Below are 16,798 nucleotides of genomic sequence, written 5' to 3' on the forward strand. Positions count from 1 at the left end.
GGCCTCACACGCGCGACGCGGCCCGGACGCGGCCCCGCGACGAGTAGCGGACCATGAGGGCGGTTTGCGCACCATGGGCCTGGACCGCACGCGGCGCGCCCTCCTCTCCCTGATGCGTGTCGTGGTTGACACGGCGATAGCTTCCATCGGCGCCGAGGTCCCACGCATCGCGCCCGTCGTGCAGGTAGGCCACCAGGCACTCGTCGATCAGGCGCTGGCGCAGCACCGGATCGGTCACCGGCCAGGCCAGCTCGATGCGCCGCAGCATGTTGCGGTTCATCCAGTCGGCGCTCGACAGGTAGAGCGCCTCGTCCTCGTCCTCACGGAAATAGAACACCCGCGAATGCTCGAGAAACCGGCCGATGACCGAACGGACGCGGACGTTGTCGGTCAGGCCCGGTACCTGGGCAGGCAGGGTGCAGGCGCCGCGCACGATCAGGTCGATCTTCACGCCCTTGCGGCCGGCGCTGACCAGCGAAGCGATCAGGGCCTCGTCGGTCAACGCATTCATCTTCGCAACGATGCGCGTGGGCACGCCCCGTACCGCTGCGGCCCCCAAGGCGTCGATGCGTGCAATCAGGTTGCGATGCAGGTCGAAAGGCGCCATCCACATGCGGTTGAGCTTCGGCAGCCGGCTCTGGCTGGCCATGTGCACGAACACGGCTTCCATATCGGCCGTGAGCAGCCGGTCGGCAGTCAGGTGGCTGATGTCGGTGTAGAGCCTGGCGGTGAGGGGGTTGTAGTTGCCGGTGGAGAGGTGGCCGTAGCGCCGCAACACCTTGCCCTCGCGCCGCGTCACGAGCAGCATCTTGGCGTGCGTCTTCAGGCCCACGACCCCATAGACCACCTGGGCACCGATCGACTCGAGCATCTCGGCCCAGTTGATGTTGGCTTCTTCGTCGAAGCGCGCCTTGAGCTCCACGATCACCGTGACTTCCTTGCCGCGGCGAACCGCCTCGCGCAACAGCTCCATGAGCTCCGAATCGACGCCGGTACGGTAGATGGTCTGCTTGATCGCGAGCACCTGCGGGTCCTGCACGGCCTCCCGCAGGAAGGCGAGCACGCCTTCGAAGCTCTCGAAGGGCTGGTGGATCAGCGCATCGCCCGCCTGCAGCCGCTCGAAGAAGGACTGCCCCGGCGACAGCGAAACGGGATAGGAAGCCTGGTAAGGCGCGAAGCGAAGCTGCGGCTCGTCCAGCAGGTCGATCAACTGCGTCAGCCGCGCCAGGTTGACGGGGCCGTGCACGCGGTAGAGTGCCTCCGGCGGTAGATCGAACTGCGCCAGCAGGAAGGTCGCCAGCGACTCGGCGCAGCTGGCCGAAACTTCCAGCCGCACGGCCTGCCCGAAGTGCCGATGCTGCAGCCCCTGGCGCAGCGCTGTGCGCAGGTTCTTGACGTCTTCCTCGTCGACGGCGAGATCGGAATGTCGCGTGACGCGGAACTGCGAGAAGTCGCCCACCTCGCGCCCCGGGAACATGCCCTGCAGGTGCGCGCGCACGATGCTCGAAAGCGCAACGAACAGCTTCTTGCCGCCGGACACCTTGGCAGGCATCGCGATCATGCGCGGCAGCACCCGGGGCACCTTGACGATGGCGATCGGGTTCTCGCGGCCGAAGGCATCCTTGCCGCCCAGGCGCACGATGAAGTTGAGCGACTTGTTGGCGACTTGTGGAAAGGGATGGGCCGGATCGAGCCCGACGGGAATCAGCAGCGGCCGGACCTCGCGCTCGTAATAGTCGTTCACCCATTTGCGCTGCGCCGTATTGCGTTCGCCATGCGAGATGACATGGATGCCTTCCTTCGCGAAGGTCGGCATCAGCTCGCCGTTGTAGAGGGCGTACTGCCGGCCCACGAGGGTATGGGCCGCCTCGGACAGGCGAGCGAAGGAGTCGACGGTGTAGTTGCCCTTCCGCTCGCCCGCCGTATGGGCGGCCAGGTGCGGCGCCATCCGGACTTCGAAGAACTCGTCGAGATTGGACGACACGATGCAAAGGTAGCGCAGCCGCTCGATCAGGGGCACCTCGGGCCGATAGGCCCAATCGAGCACGCGCTCGTTGAAAGCCAGGATGCTGTGGTCGCGATCCAGCAGGGTCAGCGACGAGCCCGCGGCGACAGGCGGGCTGTCGGCGAGGGCAGGTGAAGAAGCAAAATTGTCTGGAACAACGGGCACAGGAATGGTCGCAAGCAAGAACATCACAGTGTCCGACGACTTCGTGACACTTCCATGACAACTGTGTGACGCTCTTTCCGGGCTGTCAATTGGCCAGGAAATGTTTGCGGTAGCGCGCCGGCAGGTCGTCGATGCGCATCAGCATCGGCAGATCGGCGGTGTTGAAGTCCGGATCCCATGCCGGCGCGCCGAGCACCCTGGCACCCAGCCGCAGGTAGCCCTTGATCAGGGCCGGCGGCTCGATGTCCAGGTCGCCGTCGAGGCGGTGCACCGGCAGCGGCAGGCGCGGCTGCACCTGGTACTGGATCGGCGCCATGTGCGTGGCCGACAGCTGGCGCCAGATGCTCGCGGCGGCGTCGCCGCTGGTCACGCCGTTCAGCCACATCGGAATGCTGGCGCAGCCGATCATGGTGTCGAGCTTGTTGCGGTTCATGAAGGCGGCAAGCGCGCCCCACAATGCGAGGATCACGCCGCCCTGGCGGTGGTCGGCATGCACGCAGCTGCGGCCCAGCTCGACCATGCGCTCGCGCAGGTCGCGCAGGCGCGTCAGGTCGAACTCGGTGTCGCTGTAGGTGCTGCCCACGCGGCGGGCCTGGGCTGGCGTCAGCACGCGATAGGTGCCGATCACCTGGCGCGTGGCCTCGTCGCGCACCAGCAGGTGCTCGCAGAAGTCGTCGAACAGGTCGACGTCGTGGCCTTCCAGCGAGGTGTTCAGGCGCGCGCCCATCTCACCGGCGAACACGTCATGGCGCAGGCGCTGTGCGGCACGAACGTCGTCCTGGTGGCGCGCCCAGCTCACGCTGATACCGCCACGGTCGACGTCGATCGGCTTGGGCAGGGCGAGCGGCGCGGCAGGAACCGGAACCGTTGCCGGCGCGCGGCCCGTTGCCGGCCACAGGGCGGCGCGCAACCCGAGTTGCGAGAATGGAAACGTCGGCGTGGGCAGTTCTTTCATGCGGAACCCTTTCTGCCGGCGAAGTCTGTGAGCCCGCAATGAAGCACGCGTGTCACGCCGATGGCAGTTGCATGACGGTGGCCCGACCCGGACCTTTGGGCGTCTAATGTCTGGCGATGCGTCCCAGGAAATTTTGAAAATGACGGCCGAATCCCCCTCCCGCAATCTTGAAACCCGGCACCACCAGATGTTCCCGACGCTGGGTGCCGCCGACATCGAGCGCGTGCGGCGCTTCGGCATCCCGCGGCACTACGCGCGCGGCGACTGCCTCTTCCGCGCCGGCGAGCCCGGGCCGGGCATGTTCCTGGTGCTGAAGGGCCTCGTGGCGATCACGCAACGCGACGGGCTGGGCCGCGTGGTCCCCATCGAGCGCCAGGGGCCCGGCCAGTTCCTAGCCGAGATCGCACAGCTCTCGGGCCGCCCTGCCCTCGTCGACGGCCATGCCGACGAGGACGTCGAAGCCCTGCTGGTCCCGCCCGAGCAGCTGCGCGCGCTCATCATCGCGGAGGCCGACCTCGGCGAGCGCCTGGTGCGTGCGATGATCCTTCGCCGGGTCGCGCTCATCGAATCGGGTGGCAGCGGCCCTGTGCTGATCGGGCCGCCGCAGTCGGCCCCCTTGCTCCGGTTGCAGAACTTTTTGCAGCGCAACGGCCATCCCTACCATGTGGTCGATGCCACGCAGGACGCCGATGCGCGGGCCCTCCTAGAGCAGTACGGCGAGGCCGAGCTCCTGGTGGTCTGCCCCGACGGCTCGGTGGTCTCGAATCCGAGCCAGAACGCCCTGGCGCTGTGCCTGGGCATGGTCGACTCCGCCGAGCACGACGACCTCTTCGACCTGCTCGTGGTGGGCGCTGGTCCGGCAGGCCTCGCCACCGCCGTGTACGCGGCCTCCGAAGGCCTGCGCGTGATGACCATCGATTGCCGCTCCTTCGGCGGCCAGGCCGGCGCCAGCGCGCGCATCGAGAACTACCTGGGCTTCCCGACCGGCATCTCTGGCGGCGCGCTGGCCGGTCGCGCCTTCGTGCAGGCGCAGAAGTTCGGCGTGGAGATGCTGATCCCGGCACAGGCGGCCTCCATGGACTGCAGCGCCGCAGAAAGCCGCGGCGAGATCTCGGTCCGGCTCGCAGATGGCCGGCGGCTGCGCGCGAGGACGGTCGTCATCGCCAGCGGCGCCCGCTACCGCCGCCCGGAGGTGCCGCGGCTGGCCGATTTCGAAGGCCGCGGCATCTGGTACTGGGCCTCGGCGCTCGAAGCCAAGCTGTGCGCTCAACAGGAGGTCGCCCTGGTCGGCGGCGGCAACTCGGCGGGGCAGGCCGCTGTCTTCCTCTCGCAGCATGTGAGCAAGCTCAACCTGCTGGTGCGCGGCCCGTCGCTCGAGGCGACCATGTCGCGCTACCTCATCGACCGCATCGCCGCTGCGCCGAACATCGAGCTCCATCCCTACACCGAGCTGGTCCAGCTGCACGGCGAGCCTGGTTCGGGCCTCGACGGTGCCAGCTGGCGCGACCGCCAGAGCGGTGCCGAGTACCAGTGCCCGGCCCGCAACATCTTCCTGTTCATCGGCGCCGTGCCGGAGACCGACTGGCTCGAGGGCTGCGGGGTCGCGCTCGACAAGCATGGGTTCGTGCTCACCGGCGAGGCGGCGCGCGGCGGCTTTCCGGCCCGCCCCGCCGCCGCCCTGGAAACCAGCGTGCCGGGCGTGTTCGCGGTCGGCGACGTGCGCTCCGGCTCGGTCAAGCGCGTGGGTGGCGCCATCGGCGAAGGCGCCGCGGTCGTGGCGCTGATCCACAAGCACCTGGCGCCGAGCGCGGTCACCACCGCCTGAATGGCGGCACCCGCGGCGGCGGCTTCCGGCAGGCGCCCAGCATGAAAGACCACCGGCCGCTATGCTGGCCGGCCGCCTTTCATCCGTGGAACCCCTCGCATGTCCCAAGCCCCCATCGACGTCTATTCCTGGCCCACGCCCAACGGCCACAAGATCCACATCATGCTGGAGGAGTGCGGCCTCCCCTACCGGGCGCACCCGGTCAACATCGGCAAGGGCGACCAGTTCGAGCCGGGCTTCCTCAAGATCAGTCCCAACAACAAGATCCCGGCCATTACCGACCCCGAAGGCCCGGACGGCCAGCCGATCTCGCTGTTCGAGTCCGGTGCCATCCTGGTCTACCTGGCCGGCAAGACCGGCCGCTTCATGCCCCAGAGCGACCGGGGGCGCTACGAGGTGCTCCAGTGGCTGATGTTCCAGATGGGCGGCGTCGGCCCGATGCTCGGCCAGACCCACCACTTCCGCCTCTACGCGCCGGAGAAGATCCCCTACGCGATCGACCGCTACACCAACGAGACGCGCCGGCTCTACGGCGTCATCGACAAGCAGCTCGCGAGCCACGCCTTCATCGCCGGCGACAACTACACGATCGCTGACATCGCCATCTTCCCGTGGTTGCGCAACTGGGAGGGCCAGGGCATCGTGCTGACCGATTTCCCGCACCTGAAGAAGTGGTTCGAGGGCATCGCCGCCCGGCCCGCCGTGCAGCGCGGCGTCAAGGTCCTGGCGGACCTGCGGCGGCCCATCACGGGCGACAAGGAACGCGAGGTCCTGTTCGGAAACAAGCAGTATGAGCGGCGCTGAGGGCCCCGGCCCGCCCGGCGCAGGCTAGAATCGCAGGCTCGTCGGGGTGTAGCGCAGCCTGGTAGCGCATCTGCTTTGGGAGCAGAGGGTCGAAGGTTCGAATCCTTTCGCCCCGACCATCAAAAAGTGAATGCCGGTAATGACTTAGCGTCGTTACCGGCATTTTGCTTTGATAGCCGTTTGTCTACGCTTTTGACGAGTGTCTACGTTTCGGGCCCGCGCGTGAAGAAGTCAGGTCGACAAGCTCGGATAGATCGAAGTGCCGGCACTCGGCCAACAAGAGACGTACGCAGCCCGGCGGGGCAGTTCTATAACTTGCCGGTGCCTCGGCAATGGTGGCAGGTACGCTGGCCCAGATTGTGGGGTTTCCCCTGTATCCGAAGCCCCTCGGGGGAAACCGAGTTGTACCAATGCGTTGACCCAAGGGCGAATTTGTCGTCTGAACTCTCGGGTGCAATGATCACAGTGCCATCAGCGAAGATGGAAATCCTGCGGGATGGGCCGCCCCCCGGAGCATTGATTTGAAACGTGACGTCGCCCTCGACGGCCTCTGCGGGTTGGTGGACCAGCGACAGTGAGGTTGTCGCGAGCTGACTGATTGCGAACTGCATCGAGTTCAAAAGGTCTTCGTTAGTCATGTCATTCCTCCTGCTGGCTGATACGGTGCATTTGCCCGCTCTTTCAGGGCGTCGCACACGACGAGAATGATGCGGCGATCGGCCAGAAGCTGGGGGCCGGTCCGATGGAGTTTAGGCAAATGCTGATCGATGCTATTGATCTCGCTTACGCGAAGCTGGTAGTTTTCGCCGAACGCAAGACCTACCATCCTCTTGTCGACGATTTCGTTTTGCCAGCATGTCGCGACCAGCTCTAGGTTGTTCAGGGCGTTCCAGATGTCGTGCTCGTTATATTCGCCCTTTTCATCGGGCAAGATCTGAGTCACTTCAGTCATCTTGTCCCAAAGGTCGACGACAAAGCGCTTGCGGTCGGAATCGGCATCTCTGTTATTGAGCCTCTCCGCGAGCCCTGCCTGCTTCTCTGTCAATAACAGTGAGGTGGCAATCTGTTTTTGCGCGTTGCTCCACGCAATGTATGCGGCCAGGCAAGCGACCAACAGGGAGCCAATCGAGACTAAAACGGAAAGCATCGGCCATTGCATGGGAACTCCTCATCCAATTGTGGGTGTAGGCAAACTTCCGCACCGCCTATAAAGAGCTGCGCCTTCCATCACTCTGGGTGCAAGACTCAGTGTCACCGGACGATAGCCGTCAATCCCGGAATGTTCAATCCCCATGCATTGGCGCCCCAAAGGTTCCACTTCGAACAGAACCCGCCCCGGGCGAACCCGCTGGGCGGGCTGCGGGTCGCGAGCCGAAAGCAATTTGCTTGCGCAGCCGATCACCAGCACTGCGAGCATCAGGAAGGTGGCCGAGCGCAATGCGCGTTTGTTTTGCAGCATCGTTGACTGCCTTTCTCTGTTCGGAATTGATGCGCTCAAGCTCGAGCGTGCGCGCGCGGGCAGCTAGGCGCTCACTCTCCGCGATGGTGGTCTTGTGGTTGGCGAGCTCCGCGCGGGTGTCCGCGCCCGCGGCGCGCGCGTCGTGCACCTGGACTGCCTTCACCAGCCCGAAGGCAAGGGCGCCGGCCAGCAAGCGCGGCGACCTGACGACGGCCCGGCGCGATCATTCGTCAGCCTTCCGGAAATCGAGCGGCGCGCGGTCGGAGTCCCGCGCGAGCTTGCGCATGCGTGCCAGGTGCTCTTCCTGGTTTTCCTGGCGTTTGAAGTAGATGTTGACCAGCAGGCCGACGACGCCGAGCAGCAGGCCGGCGAGCACGCCGAACTCGGAAGAAAGGAGCCAGCTCGCGACAGTGGCACCGGCGCCGGTGTAAATGACTTTGCTGCCGACGGTCGCCGCGGCAGCCTCAACAGCTTCGCGGCTCATGCGCAAAGGCCCTGCGGTCCGAGGGCTTGAGATTTGACGGATGCGGCCGTCGCGGCGTCGAGCTTCGCATCCCCGGTGGTCGACCTCATCACGTCGGCCACGGCCTCTCATGCGCTGCGCCGACTCGGCGATCCCGCCGTACTCAGGCAGGGCATGGTCACCGCGGCGTTTTGCTTATGGCGGAGCTCGAACTGCTCCGAAATCAGGCCTTTCTTGCACGCTCAATCGTTCGCGAGACGCGTGGGGCGCGCCTCACGGGCTTCCTGGGCCCGAAGAGGCCGGCTGCCGCAGGTGCGGGCGGCTCGAGCACCTGCTCCATGCCGCGACCAAAGGCCCGGCAGCCCTGCTGGAACTCCGCAACGGCCTGGAGATACTCGCGACGCGCAGCTTTCGTGCTCATGGGCGCAAGGTACTCCAATTGACGCATCGCCGCCGGTGCTTCGTTGGGAGCGGCCTCAGCTGGCGGGGAACTGCTCCGGCAACGGTTCGGACGGCGGCGATTGAGATGGCGGCTCTTTCTCTGCCCGCTTGCCGCCTCCCAGATCCTCGATCATCTTCTCGCCCACGGGATCCGGGCCGTCAAGGGGGATCGATTCCTCGAAGCCGATTTCCGGCTCTTCGTTCGGCGTCGCTCGGCTAGGGTTGGTACTCATGTGTGGAACTCCATCTGGAATCGCACCTTGGCGCCAGTGGCAGCGTGGATGCCTCGGGCAAACTCCTCAGACCCTGTCGGCCGGCGCCGACGCATGGCCGGCACACCGTAAAATCGCGCACCTTCTCACTGCCCGTAGCTCAGTTGGATAGAGCATCGGCCTTCTAAGCCGAATGTCGGGGGTTCGATCCCCTCCGGGCAGGCCAGTCTTTCATTCCACCGGCTGGACGGCAACGCCTGCACCGATAGTGATCCTCACCGTCGCAGGCGCATCACCGCCCCCCCGCGACCGCGGACATGTCGGGAACCTGGCACGCCGCCGCGTATTCGCGACGCAGACGTCGCACCAGGTCGCCGACCGTCGGGATGTCGTGGATCAGGTCGATGCCCTGCCCCGCGCTCCAGATCGTCTTCCACGGCACCGCGCCCGGCGGCAGATGGTCGTGCCGCATTCCCCGGCCCAGGGGTTGCGGCAGCGCGTCCGGGTCCAGTCCGGCAGCGCTGATCGACTGCAGCAGCCAGTTGGCCGGAACTCCGGCAATTCGATCGGTGTAGAGCAGGTCCTTCGAGCTCTGGCCGACCAGCATTTCCTTGTACGCCGCCGGGGCCTGCGACTCCACGGTCGCGATGAAGCGCGTTCCGAGATAGGAAAGATCTGCACCCAATACCTCGGCCGCGCGAATGGCCGCGCCATCCGAGATCGCGCCGCCCATGACGATGGTGCCTCCATAGATTGATCGCACGGTCCGAATCAGGGCCAGTTGACTGATCGTCCCAGAGTGGCCCCCGCCGCCCGCGCCAATGCAGTTCAGGCCGTCGGCGCCGGCCGCGATCGCCTTCTCTGCGAAGCGCAGGTTGGTGACGTCGTGGAAGACGTCGAGGCCCGCATCGTGCGCGCGGCTGATCAGCGCTGTCGGATCGCCGCCGACCGTGATGACGATCTTCACGCCGTAGCGCGCGCACAGGTCGAAATGCCGGCCGAGCTCATCCTCGGGGACCCGGGTGGCGAGATTGACGGCGATCGGGCCGGTCTTCTGCCCGGTGCGCTCGGTGTGCAGCACGAGCGCGGCGCGAATGTCCCGAAGCCACCCTTCGAACTCCTCGAAGCTGTGCGCGTTCTGGCGCGGCAGTCCGCCGATGAGGCCGGCCTTGCACGCCTCGCGCACCAGGTCCGGCCCGCTGACCAGGAACATCGGCGCACAGATCGCCGGCAGCGTGAGCGACGCGCGAATCGCGGGGTCGAGGGCCACAGGGGTTCTCTTCTCGTTGAGCCCTCAATCGAGCTTGATGCCCGTATCGCTGATGGCCTTGGTCCAATGGCTCAGTTCCGACTTGAGCTTGAGCTCGAAATCAGCAGGCGTGTCGCCCACCGGCTCCAGGCCCATCTCGTAGATCCTGGCCTGCAGATCCGGCATGGCAATCGCGCGGCGCACATCGGCCGAGAACTTGTCGACGATGGCCTTGGGCGTTGCCGCCGGCAGGAAGACGCCGAACCACCCCGCCAGGTTGACATCCGGATAACCGGCCTCGCTCAGCGTCGGCACGTTGGGATACTTCTTCAGGCGATGCGGGCTGGTGACGGCGAGGATGCGGATCTTCCCTGCTGCCGCTTGTGCCGAATAGAAACCCACGGTGCCGAAGCTCATCGAGAGCTGCCCGCTCGCGAGGTCCGGAAACGAGGCCGACTCGCCCTTGTAGGGCACGTGCACCATCTGCACCTGGGCCGCGCGTGCCAGTCCCGCGCCGATGACGTGCGCACTCGACCCCGTGCCGAAGGTCCCGTAGCTGACCTTGCCCGGATCCTGCCGCGCCACCTTCAGCAACTCATCGACCGTGGTGGCTTGCGTGCCGCTGCCCACCGCGATCGCCATCGGGTTGATGCTCACCATCGTGACCGGCGCCAGGTCGCTCATCTTGTAGCCAGGGTTCGACTGCAGCAGCAGGTTCTGCACCAGCGAACTCAAGGACAGGAAGGCGGTGTGGCCGTCGGGGGGCGCCTTGACGAGCGCGTTGGTGGCGATCAGTCCATTGGCACCGGTTCGCTGCTCGACGACGACCGGCTGTCCCCACATCGCCGAGAGCTTGTCGGCGATGCCACGAGCCAGCATGTCGCCGCTGCCGCCGGGCGAGGTCGACACGATCAGCTTGACCGCCCGGTTCGGAAAAGCCTGCTGCGCCTGCGCGGAAGCGGGCGCCGAGCACACGACGGAAGCCGCGGCGACGATGCAAGCGCATGCGCGGGCGATGAATGCATTCGGTGTCATGGGCGGTCTCCGGTTTGTCGCACGACCAGCGCATCGACCGCGACGACGCGCGATGCGCTGCAGATCACAGGGTTCACGTCGATCTCGGCGATGCACTCGCGCTCCTCGTGGATCAACAGCGAGATGCGCGAGACCACGTCTGCCAGCGCATCGATGTCCACGGGCGCGCTGCCCCGAAAGCCCTGCAGCAACGCGTGGCCGCGCAACCGGCGCAGCATGTCGCGCGCGGCCTCGCGGCCGACGGGCGCAAGCGACACGACGGTGTCCTTCAGCAACTCGACCATGACGCCGCCCATGCCGACAACCACCATCGGCCCGAACAGCGGGTCGACGCGCGCGCCCACCATGATCTCCACGCCGGGCGCAATCATCGGCTGCACCAGCACGCCGTTGAGGCGCTCGGCCGTGGTCGCCTTCAAGGCGTTGGCCATGATCGCGCCGTAGGCGTCGCGTACGGCAGCGGCATCCTTCAAGCCGAGCCGCAGCACGCCTGCATCGGTCTTGTGCGGCAGGTCCGGCGTATCGACCTTCAGCGCCACAGGAAAGCCCAGTGTCGCTGCCGCATCCACCGCCTCGTCGACGGTGGCCACGAGCCTGTTGGTCACCATCGGCACGCCGCAGGCTTCCAGCACGCGCTTCGAGGAACCCTCGCTCAGCGTTTCACCAGGGCCCGTCGCATCCAGAACGCGCCGCACCGCCGAGCGCTCGGCCTCGCCGAGCGCAGGTGTCGCTTTCGCCTCGATGCGCTCCAGGCCGCGGGACCATTTTGTCCACGCTGCCAGCGTGCGGAAGCAGCGCGCCGTCGACCTGAAGAGCGCAAGGTCCGGGCTCAGTTCCATCTGCTGCGTGCCCGGCCCTTCCAGCCAGCCCGTCAGCACGAAGCTGCAGGCGATCTTGCCGTACCTGCGCGCGAGCTGGCCTAGCTCGATCGTGCGTTGCGCGCTTGACTCCATTGCGAGGTTGTACGGCGTGACGATCGCGCTGAAGCCCGGTTCAGTCAGGAAGGCTTCGGCACAGGCCGGGAACGACAGCGGATTGTTGAGAATCTGCGCGGTCACATCGCAGGGATTGCGCGCCGCGCCGAACTCGGGGATGTGCGACTCGAGCACCGCCTTCAACCCGGGGCCGGGTTGAGGCAGCGGCACGCCGTGAATCTCGGCCTGGTCGGCCGCCATGATGCCGGCGCCGCCAGAGGGCGTCAGCACCGCGACGCCGTCCGCCGTCGCGCGCGGCGCCTTGGCGAAGAAGCACGCGGTTTCAAGCAAGGCTTCGAACTCGTCGACGGCGATGAAGCCGGCCCGATCGAACAAGGCCTCGTAGCCTGCAGCCGATCCGGCGAGTGCGCCGGTGTGCGAGAGCGCCGCCTCAGCGCCGCTCGCCCCGCTCGCGAGCTTGAAGACCACCACGGCCTTGCCGTTGCGCCGCGCGAGTTCGCCGGCTTCGATCAGGCGGCCGGGATGCGTCGTGCCTTCGAATACGCACGCGATCACGTCGCAGTGGCTGTCGTCAGCGAGGAAGGCGATCTGGTCGGCTACGTCGACGTCGCAAGCGTTGCCAAGCGTCAGCACGTGGCTGAAGGACACGCCGCGCTCCACCGCTTGCGACAAACCAACGCCAAGCGCACCCGACTGGCTGATGAGGCCGACCGAGCGACTGCCCTCGATGCGCATGCGCTGTGGAATGGTCGAGAACGTGGCCAGCATGCCGCTCACGGCGTTCATCGTGCCCAGGCAGTTGGGGCCGAGCAGGCGCGTGCCGGTGCCGGCAGTCATGGCAACCAGCTCGCGCTGCAGCTGCTGGTGCTCGGGGTTCTCGCTCTCGCCGAAGCCGGAGGCGAAGATCACGACGCCGCCGATGTCGAGCCGCACGCACTCCTCGACCACGGCGCGCACCGCATCGCGAGGAACGGCGACGAAGACGCAGTCGGGCGTCTCGCCGATGTCTGCGAGCCGTGCGACGCAGCGCCGCGCGCCGATCTCGGCGTACTTGCCGTTCACGAGATGGATGCGGCCGGTGTAGGCGTGCAGGTTCGACAGCGTCCGCGCGCCGAAGGACGCGGGATTGGGCGAGGCGCCGACGATCGCCACGCTCGCGGGATCGAAGAGGCGCCGGGTCTGGTGATAGCGGTAGAGCGCTCGGTGAGTGGTGCTATGCATGGCGTGGACTCAGGCTGCGGCGGCGACGTCTGCACGGCCGTGCGTCAGGACGAGAAGATCGCGCTCGGGCACGCGGGCGCGGAACGCCACCGCGCCATCCGCGCGCCAGCATTCAAGACGGATCGTCTCGCCCGGATAGACGGGGGACGACATGCGCGCCCTCATCGATCGCAGGCGGCGCGCGTCGTAGCCGCAGAAGTGCGCCAGCAACGCGCGGCACGCGATGCCGTAGGTCGCCAGCCCATGCAGGATGGGCTTGGGAAAGCCCGCCTTCTCGGCGACCGCAGGATCCGCATGCAGCGGATTGAGGTCACCCGACAGCCGGTACAGCAATGCCGCATCGGGACGCGTCGTCATGTCGATCACCAGGTCGGGCGCGCGCTCGGGCGTCGCCTCGAAGGGCGGCGCGGGTTCGTCGCCGCCGCCGGAAATCTTCGAGAAGCCACCGTCTCCACGGCAGAACACGACCTGCTCGACCGTGGCGAGCAACTGCTCCGTCGCCTCGTCGAAGAGCTTCTTCTCGGTGTGGATCACGGCGCCCTTCCCTTCGCCCTTGTCGACGATGCGCATGACGCGCGTGCGGCCGATCACCGTGCCCGCTGCGGGCAGCGTGCGGTGCAACGTGACGCTCTGCTCGCCATGCACCAGCTTCAACGCATCGATGCCAAGCGCCTTGTTCTCGCGCATCCAGAAGCCGGGTGATGCCAGCACCGAGGCCATGCTCGGGACCGCGAGCTGGTTCTTCTCGTAGACAAAGGGCAGCTCGTTGCGATCCAGCGGGTCGGCGCCCAGCCCGATGCCCAGCGCATAGAGGATCGAGTCCCGGCTCGTGTAGGCGTGCCGCACATCCGCAAACTGGAAATTGCGCGTCTTCTCGTAGTCAAGCATTGTGGCTCGTTCCTTGGTTCGATGGGGTGGATGCCGGCCAGCGGAACTGAGCCGGCTCTTTGGCGATGAAGCGGCGTGCCGCCTCCTTGAGGTAGTCGCTGCCGGCGGCGACCGCCTGGCCGGAGGCCTCGAGCTCGAGCATGGTCGCAAGCTCGCTCTGCAGCGATGCATTGAGCGCCTGCTTGCCGATCGCGAGTGCCGCGGCCGACGCGCCGCAGAAACCGCGCGCCATGGCGTGGGCCCGCGCCAGCAGCGCATCGGCCGCGCACACTTCCATGGCGATGCCCATGGCCAGCGCTTCGGCGGGACCGATCTCGCGCGCCGAGAACACGAGCTCCTTGGCGCGCTGCATGCCCACGATGCGCGGCAGCGTGTAGAGCGCGCCGAAGTCCGGGATCAGCCCGATGCGCTGGAACACCATCGACAGGCGCGCGCGATCGCTCACGAGCACGATGTCGGCCAGCAGCGCCAGGCTGAAGCCCGCGCCGTAGGCCACACCGTCGACCGCGGCGATCACAGGCCTGTCGAGCTGGTGCAGCTCCAAGGTCACGCGCCGATAGCGCTCCATCCCGGCGCGGATCTGGGCGGCCGTTCGCGGCCCGGCCTGGCTCATTCCGCGCACGTCGCCTCCGGCGGAGAACGCACCGCCGGCGCCGTGGATCACGAGCGCGCGCACCTCGGCGTCGCGCCGGATCGCCTGCAGCAAATCGCCGAGTTCGTCTGCCATCGCAGGATCGATGGCGTTCTTCGATTCGGGGCGATGGAGCGTGAGTGTCGCAACACCCTCCTCGACCCGGTAGCGCAGCGTTTCGTAGTCAGCCATGAACGAACTCCATCTCGGCAATCCGTGAAGCCTGGCTCGCGCTGTCGCCGAACAGCTGGTCGATGACCATGATGCGGCGCAGGCAGTGGCCCACCGCGTATTCCTCGGTCATGCCGATGCCGCCGTGCAGCTGGATCGCCGTCTGGCACAGGCTGCGCCCGTGCCGGCCGATCACGAGCTTGGCGCGCATCAGGTCCGCAGTCTCCACGGCGTCGGGATCGTCGATGGTTGCCGCCGCCAGCATTGCCATGCTCCTGCAGCTCTCGAGGCTCACCATCATCTCGGCGACACGGTGGCGCAGCGCCTGGTTCTCTCCCAGCAATCGGCCGAACTGCCTGCGGGTGTTGAGATAGTCGATCGTCAATGCATAGGCGCCTTCCATGGCGCCGACCGCGTCGGCGCAGACCGCCGCCATGCCGGCTTTCAGCGTGGCATCGATGGCCGGCCAGCCGCGCGACGGGTCGAACGGGTCGCCCAACGGCTCGGCGGCGACGCCATCGAATCGCAGCTCGGCGGCCGGCGTGTCGTCGACCAGGCGGTGCGCGCGCATCTCCAGCCCGCTGGCTCTCGCATCGACCAGGAAGAGCGCAAGCCCCTCGCGCTCCGCGGGCGCGCCCGAGGTCCGTGCCGTGACCACCAGCTGCTGCGCAGCCGCCGCATGCAGCACGTTGAACTTGTGGCCATCGATTCGCCATTGGCCCGCGTCCTGCCGCGCCGTGCTTTCGACCCACAGCGGCGCGTGGCGCGCGGCGGGTTCGTCGTGCGCCCAGGCCAGCACGCATTCGCCGCTCGCAACCCGCGGCAGCAGCCGTTTGCGGATCTCTGCATCTCCAGCGCGCCCGAGCGCCGTTGCGCCCAGCACCGCCGACGCCAGGAACGGCTCGACCAGCAGCGCCTTGCCGAACTCCTGCAGCACCGGCCGCAAGTCGGCTGCGCTGCCCCCGAAGCCGCCGCAATCCTCGGGAATCCGCAATCCGGTGACACCCAGCGCGCAGAGCTGCCGCCAGACCTCCGGGCTCCAGCCGGATTCGCTCGCGGCGATGCGGCGCCGCTGCTCGAAGCCGTAGCTCGCTGCCAGCAGGCGCGCCACGCTGTCGCGCAGCTGGCCTTGTTCTTCACTGATCTCGAAGTTCATTCTTTTCTCAACCCAAGGCGGCCTTGGCCAGGATGTCTTTCTGGATTTCGCTGGCGCCGCCGTAGATGCTGGCGGCGCGTGACTGCAGATAGCGCGGCGCCAACGGAGCCGCCCAGTGCTCGCTCCCCGCGCTGTCGGAGGCCCGCCGCTCCAACGCGGCGGGGCCGGCCAGGCGAGCGACCAGCGCTACCACCTCCTGCTGGATTTCGGTGCCCTTCAGCTTGAGCACCGACGCGAACGCGGCGCCCCCCAACGACGTCTCTGGCGCAAGCAGCAGGCGCCAGTTGGTGATCTCGAGCGCACGGATCTCGGCGTCGAGCACGGCAAGCTCGGCACGCAGGCCAGCGTCGTCGATGAGCGGCCTGCCGTTCTGCGTGAGCGTGCGCGCGAGCTCGCGCGCGAAGTCGAGGCGCTCGCGGCACAGTCCGACGTTGGCGATGCCGGTGCGCTCGTTGCCGAGCAGGAACTTGGCGCAGTCCCATCCGCGGCCTTCCTCGCCCACCAGGTGCTCCACCGGTACCTTCACCTCGTCGAAGAAGACCTCGTTGAGACTGTGCGCGCCGTCGATCGAGACGATCGGCCTGATCCTGATGCCGGGAAGTCGCAGGTCGACCAGCAGGAAGGAGATGCCGTCCTGCTTGCGCGCCGCCTGCCCGGTGCGCACCAGGCAGAAGGCCCAGTCCGCGTAGTGCGCGGTGCTGGTCCAGATCTTCTGACCGTTGACCACGTAATGATCGCCCTCGCGCCGCGCCGAGGTGCGTAGCGCCGCGAGGTCTGAGCCCGCGCCGGGCTCGGAGAAACCCTGGCAGAACCAAAGGTCGAGGTTGGCGAGCTTCGGGAGGAAGTGGTCGCACTGTTCAGGCGTGCCGAACTTCATCAGGAGCGGACCCAGCATCACGACGTTGAAGATGGAGGGCATCGGCGCCGGCGCGCGGAAAAGCTCGTCCACGAGGATCAGGCGCTCCACCTGTCCGAGCTCCGCGCCGCCGTATTTTCGCGGCCAGTGCGGCGCGGCCCAGCCGCGCTCGTTGAGGATGCGCTGGAACAGGACCACGTCCTGTTTGCGCGCAGGATGGCCGGCGCGCATTCGCTTGCGGATGTCCTGCGGAAGCCTTTCCTGGATAAAGGCCCGAACGTCATTGCGGAATGCGGCCTGCGCCGGCGTGAGTGCAAAGTCCATGTG

17 protein-coding genes and 2 tRNA genes are annotated in these 16,798 nt (G+C 67.1%); 4 read left to right on the forward strand and 15 right to left on the reverse strand.

The genetic code is table 11. The annotated features are described in order from the left end of the window. Positions 1 to 4: 4 nt before the first annotated feature. The gene (gene ppk1 / locus G3W89_RS18295) at positions 5 to 2,194 is read right to left on the reverse strand and encodes a polyphosphate kinase 1 (protein WP_162575508.1); all 2,190 of its coding nucleotides are present in this window, start codon (positions 2,192 to 2,194) and stop codon (positions 5 to 7) included. Positions 2,195 to 2,255: 61 nt separating this feature from the next. After that, positions 2,256 to 3,125, reverse strand: coding sequence for a GNAT family N-acetyltransferase (locus G3W89_RS18300; RefSeq protein WP_162575509.1), 870 nt, complete (start codon positions 3,123 to 3,125; stop codon positions 2,256 to 2,258). A 139-nt stretch (positions 3,126 to 3,264) separates the two neighbouring features. Between G3W89_RS18300 and G3W89_RS18305 the strand changes: the two genes are divergently transcribed. The 3 genes from G3W89_RS18305 (at position 3,265) to G3W89_RS18315 (ending at position 5,873) form a co-directional block, all read left to right on the forward strand. Next, a complete protein-coding gene (locus G3W89_RS18305; RefSeq protein WP_162575510.1) occupies positions 3,265 to 4,950 on the forward strand; it encodes an FAD-dependent oxidoreductase in 1,686 nt (561 codons plus the stop codon). 99 nt (positions 4,951 to 5,049) lie between these two features. Further along, a complete protein-coding gene (locus G3W89_RS18310; RefSeq protein WP_162575511.1) occupies positions 5,050 to 5,754 on the forward strand; it encodes a glutathione binding-like protein in 705 nt (234 codons plus the stop codon). A gap of 42 nt (positions 5,755 to 5,796) precedes the next feature. Next, positions 5,797 to 5,873 (forward strand) — tRNA-Pro (locus G3W89_RS18315). A 189-nt stretch (positions 5,874 to 6,062) separates the two neighbouring features. On the opposite strand, the gene G3W89_RS18320 is transcribed toward G3W89_RS18315, so the two are convergent. The 6 genes from G3W89_RS18320 to G3W89_RS18345 all read right to left on the reverse strand — a co-directional run bounded on the left by G3W89_RS18320 (position 6,063) and on the right by G3W89_RS18345 (position 8,350). After that, on the reverse strand, positions 6,063 to 6,392 hold the full coding sequence (locus tag G3W89_RS18320; protein ID WP_162575512.1) for a hypothetical protein: 330 nt from the start codon (positions 6,390 to 6,392) through the stop codon (positions 6,063 to 6,065). Further along, complete coding sequence (locus tag G3W89_RS18325; RefSeq protein ID WP_162575513.1) at positions 6,389 to 6,913, reverse strand: hypothetical protein; 525 nt, start codon at positions 6,911 to 6,913, stop codon at positions 6,389 to 6,391. The genes G3W89_RS18320 and G3W89_RS18325 overlap by 4 nt, the downstream gene beginning before the upstream one ends. A 124-nt stretch (positions 6,914 to 7,037) precedes the next feature. Then, positions 7,038 to 7,406 carry a hypothetical protein gene (locus tag G3W89_RS18330; protein WP_162575514.1) on the reverse strand — a complete coding sequence of 123 codons (369 nt, stop codon included), beginning with the start codon at positions 7,404 to 7,406 and terminating at the stop codon, positions 7,038 to 7,040. Positions 7,407 to 7,436: 30 nt separating this feature from the next. After that, positions 7,437 to 7,697, reverse strand: a complete 261-nt coding sequence (locus tag G3W89_RS18335) for a holin (protein ID WP_162575515.1) — start codon at positions 7,695 to 7,697, stop codon at positions 7,437 to 7,439. 202 nt (positions 7,698 to 7,899) lie between these two features. After that, positions 7,900 to 8,097, reverse strand: a complete 198-nt coding sequence (locus G3W89_RS18340) for a hypothetical protein (protein WP_162575516.1) — start codon at positions 8,095 to 8,097, stop codon at positions 7,900 to 7,902. 55 nt (positions 8,098 to 8,152) lie between these two features. Continuing rightward, the gene (locus tag G3W89_RS18345) at positions 8,153 to 8,350 is read right to left on the reverse strand and encodes a hypothetical protein (protein ID WP_162575517.1); all 198 of its coding nucleotides are present in this window, start codon (positions 8,348 to 8,350) and stop codon (positions 8,153 to 8,155) included. Positions 8,351 to 8,478: 128 nt separating this feature from the next. Here G3W89_RS18345 and G3W89_RS18350 point away from each other — a divergent pair. Beyond that, positions 8,479 to 8,555: transfer RNA gene (locus tag G3W89_RS18350), tRNA-Arg, on the forward strand. Between the two features lie 66 nt (positions 8,556 to 8,621). On the opposite strand, the gene G3W89_RS18355 is transcribed toward G3W89_RS18350, so the two are convergent. From G3W89_RS18355 to G3W89_RS18385, 7 genes are read right to left on the reverse strand one after another with little or no spacing between them, the layout of a single operon-like run. After that, positions 8,622 to 9,599, reverse strand: a complete 978-nt coding sequence (locus tag G3W89_RS18355; RefSeq protein ID WP_162575518.1) for an NAD(P)H-dependent flavin oxidoreductase — start codon at positions 9,597 to 9,599, stop codon at positions 8,622 to 8,624. 24 nt (positions 9,600 to 9,623) lie between these two features. Next, positions 9,624 to 10,613: a Bug family tripartite tricarboxylate transporter substrate binding protein gene (locus G3W89_RS18360; RefSeq protein WP_162575519.1), complete on the reverse strand. Its 990-nt coding sequence runs from the start codon at positions 10,611 to 10,613 to the stop codon at positions 9,624 to 9,626. Next, positions 10,610 to 12,769 (reverse strand): acetate--CoA ligase family protein, encoded by a 2,160-nt coding sequence (locus G3W89_RS18365; RefSeq protein ID WP_162575520.1) that lies wholly within the window; start codon positions 12,767 to 12,769, stop codon positions 10,610 to 10,612. The genes G3W89_RS18360 and G3W89_RS18365 overlap by 4 nt, the downstream gene beginning before the upstream one ends. Positions 12,770 to 12,778: 9 nt before the next feature. Then, the gene (locus G3W89_RS18370; RefSeq protein WP_162575521.1) at positions 12,779 to 13,657 is read right to left on the reverse strand and encodes a MaoC/PaaZ C-terminal domain-containing protein; all 879 of its coding nucleotides are present in this window, start codon (positions 13,655 to 13,657) and stop codon (positions 12,779 to 12,781) included. Next, positions 13,650 to 14,480, reverse strand: coding sequence for an enoyl-CoA hydratase/isomerase family protein (locus G3W89_RS18375; protein WP_162575522.1), 831 nt, complete (start codon positions 14,478 to 14,480; stop codon positions 13,650 to 13,652). Before G3W89_RS18375 ends, G3W89_RS18370 begins: the two co-directional genes overlap by 8 nt. Continuing rightward, complete coding sequence (locus G3W89_RS18380) at positions 14,473 to 15,615, reverse strand: acyl-CoA dehydrogenase family protein (protein ID WP_162575523.1); 1,143 nt, start codon at positions 15,613 to 15,615, stop codon at positions 14,473 to 14,475. The genes G3W89_RS18375 and G3W89_RS18380 overlap by 8 nt, the downstream gene beginning before the upstream one ends. Before the next feature lie 7 nt (positions 15,616 to 15,622). Next, positions 15,623 to 16,795: an acyl-CoA dehydrogenase family protein gene (locus G3W89_RS18385; protein WP_162575524.1), complete on the reverse strand. Its 1,173-nt coding sequence runs from the start codon at positions 16,793 to 16,795 to the stop codon at positions 15,623 to 15,625. Between the last annotated feature and the right edge of the window lie 3 nt (positions 16,796 to 16,798).

This window comes from Variovorax sp. PBL-H6 (assembly GCF_901827155.1).
GTDB lineage: Bacteria > Pseudomonadota > Gammaproteobacteria > Burkholderiales > Burkholderiaceae_C > Variovorax.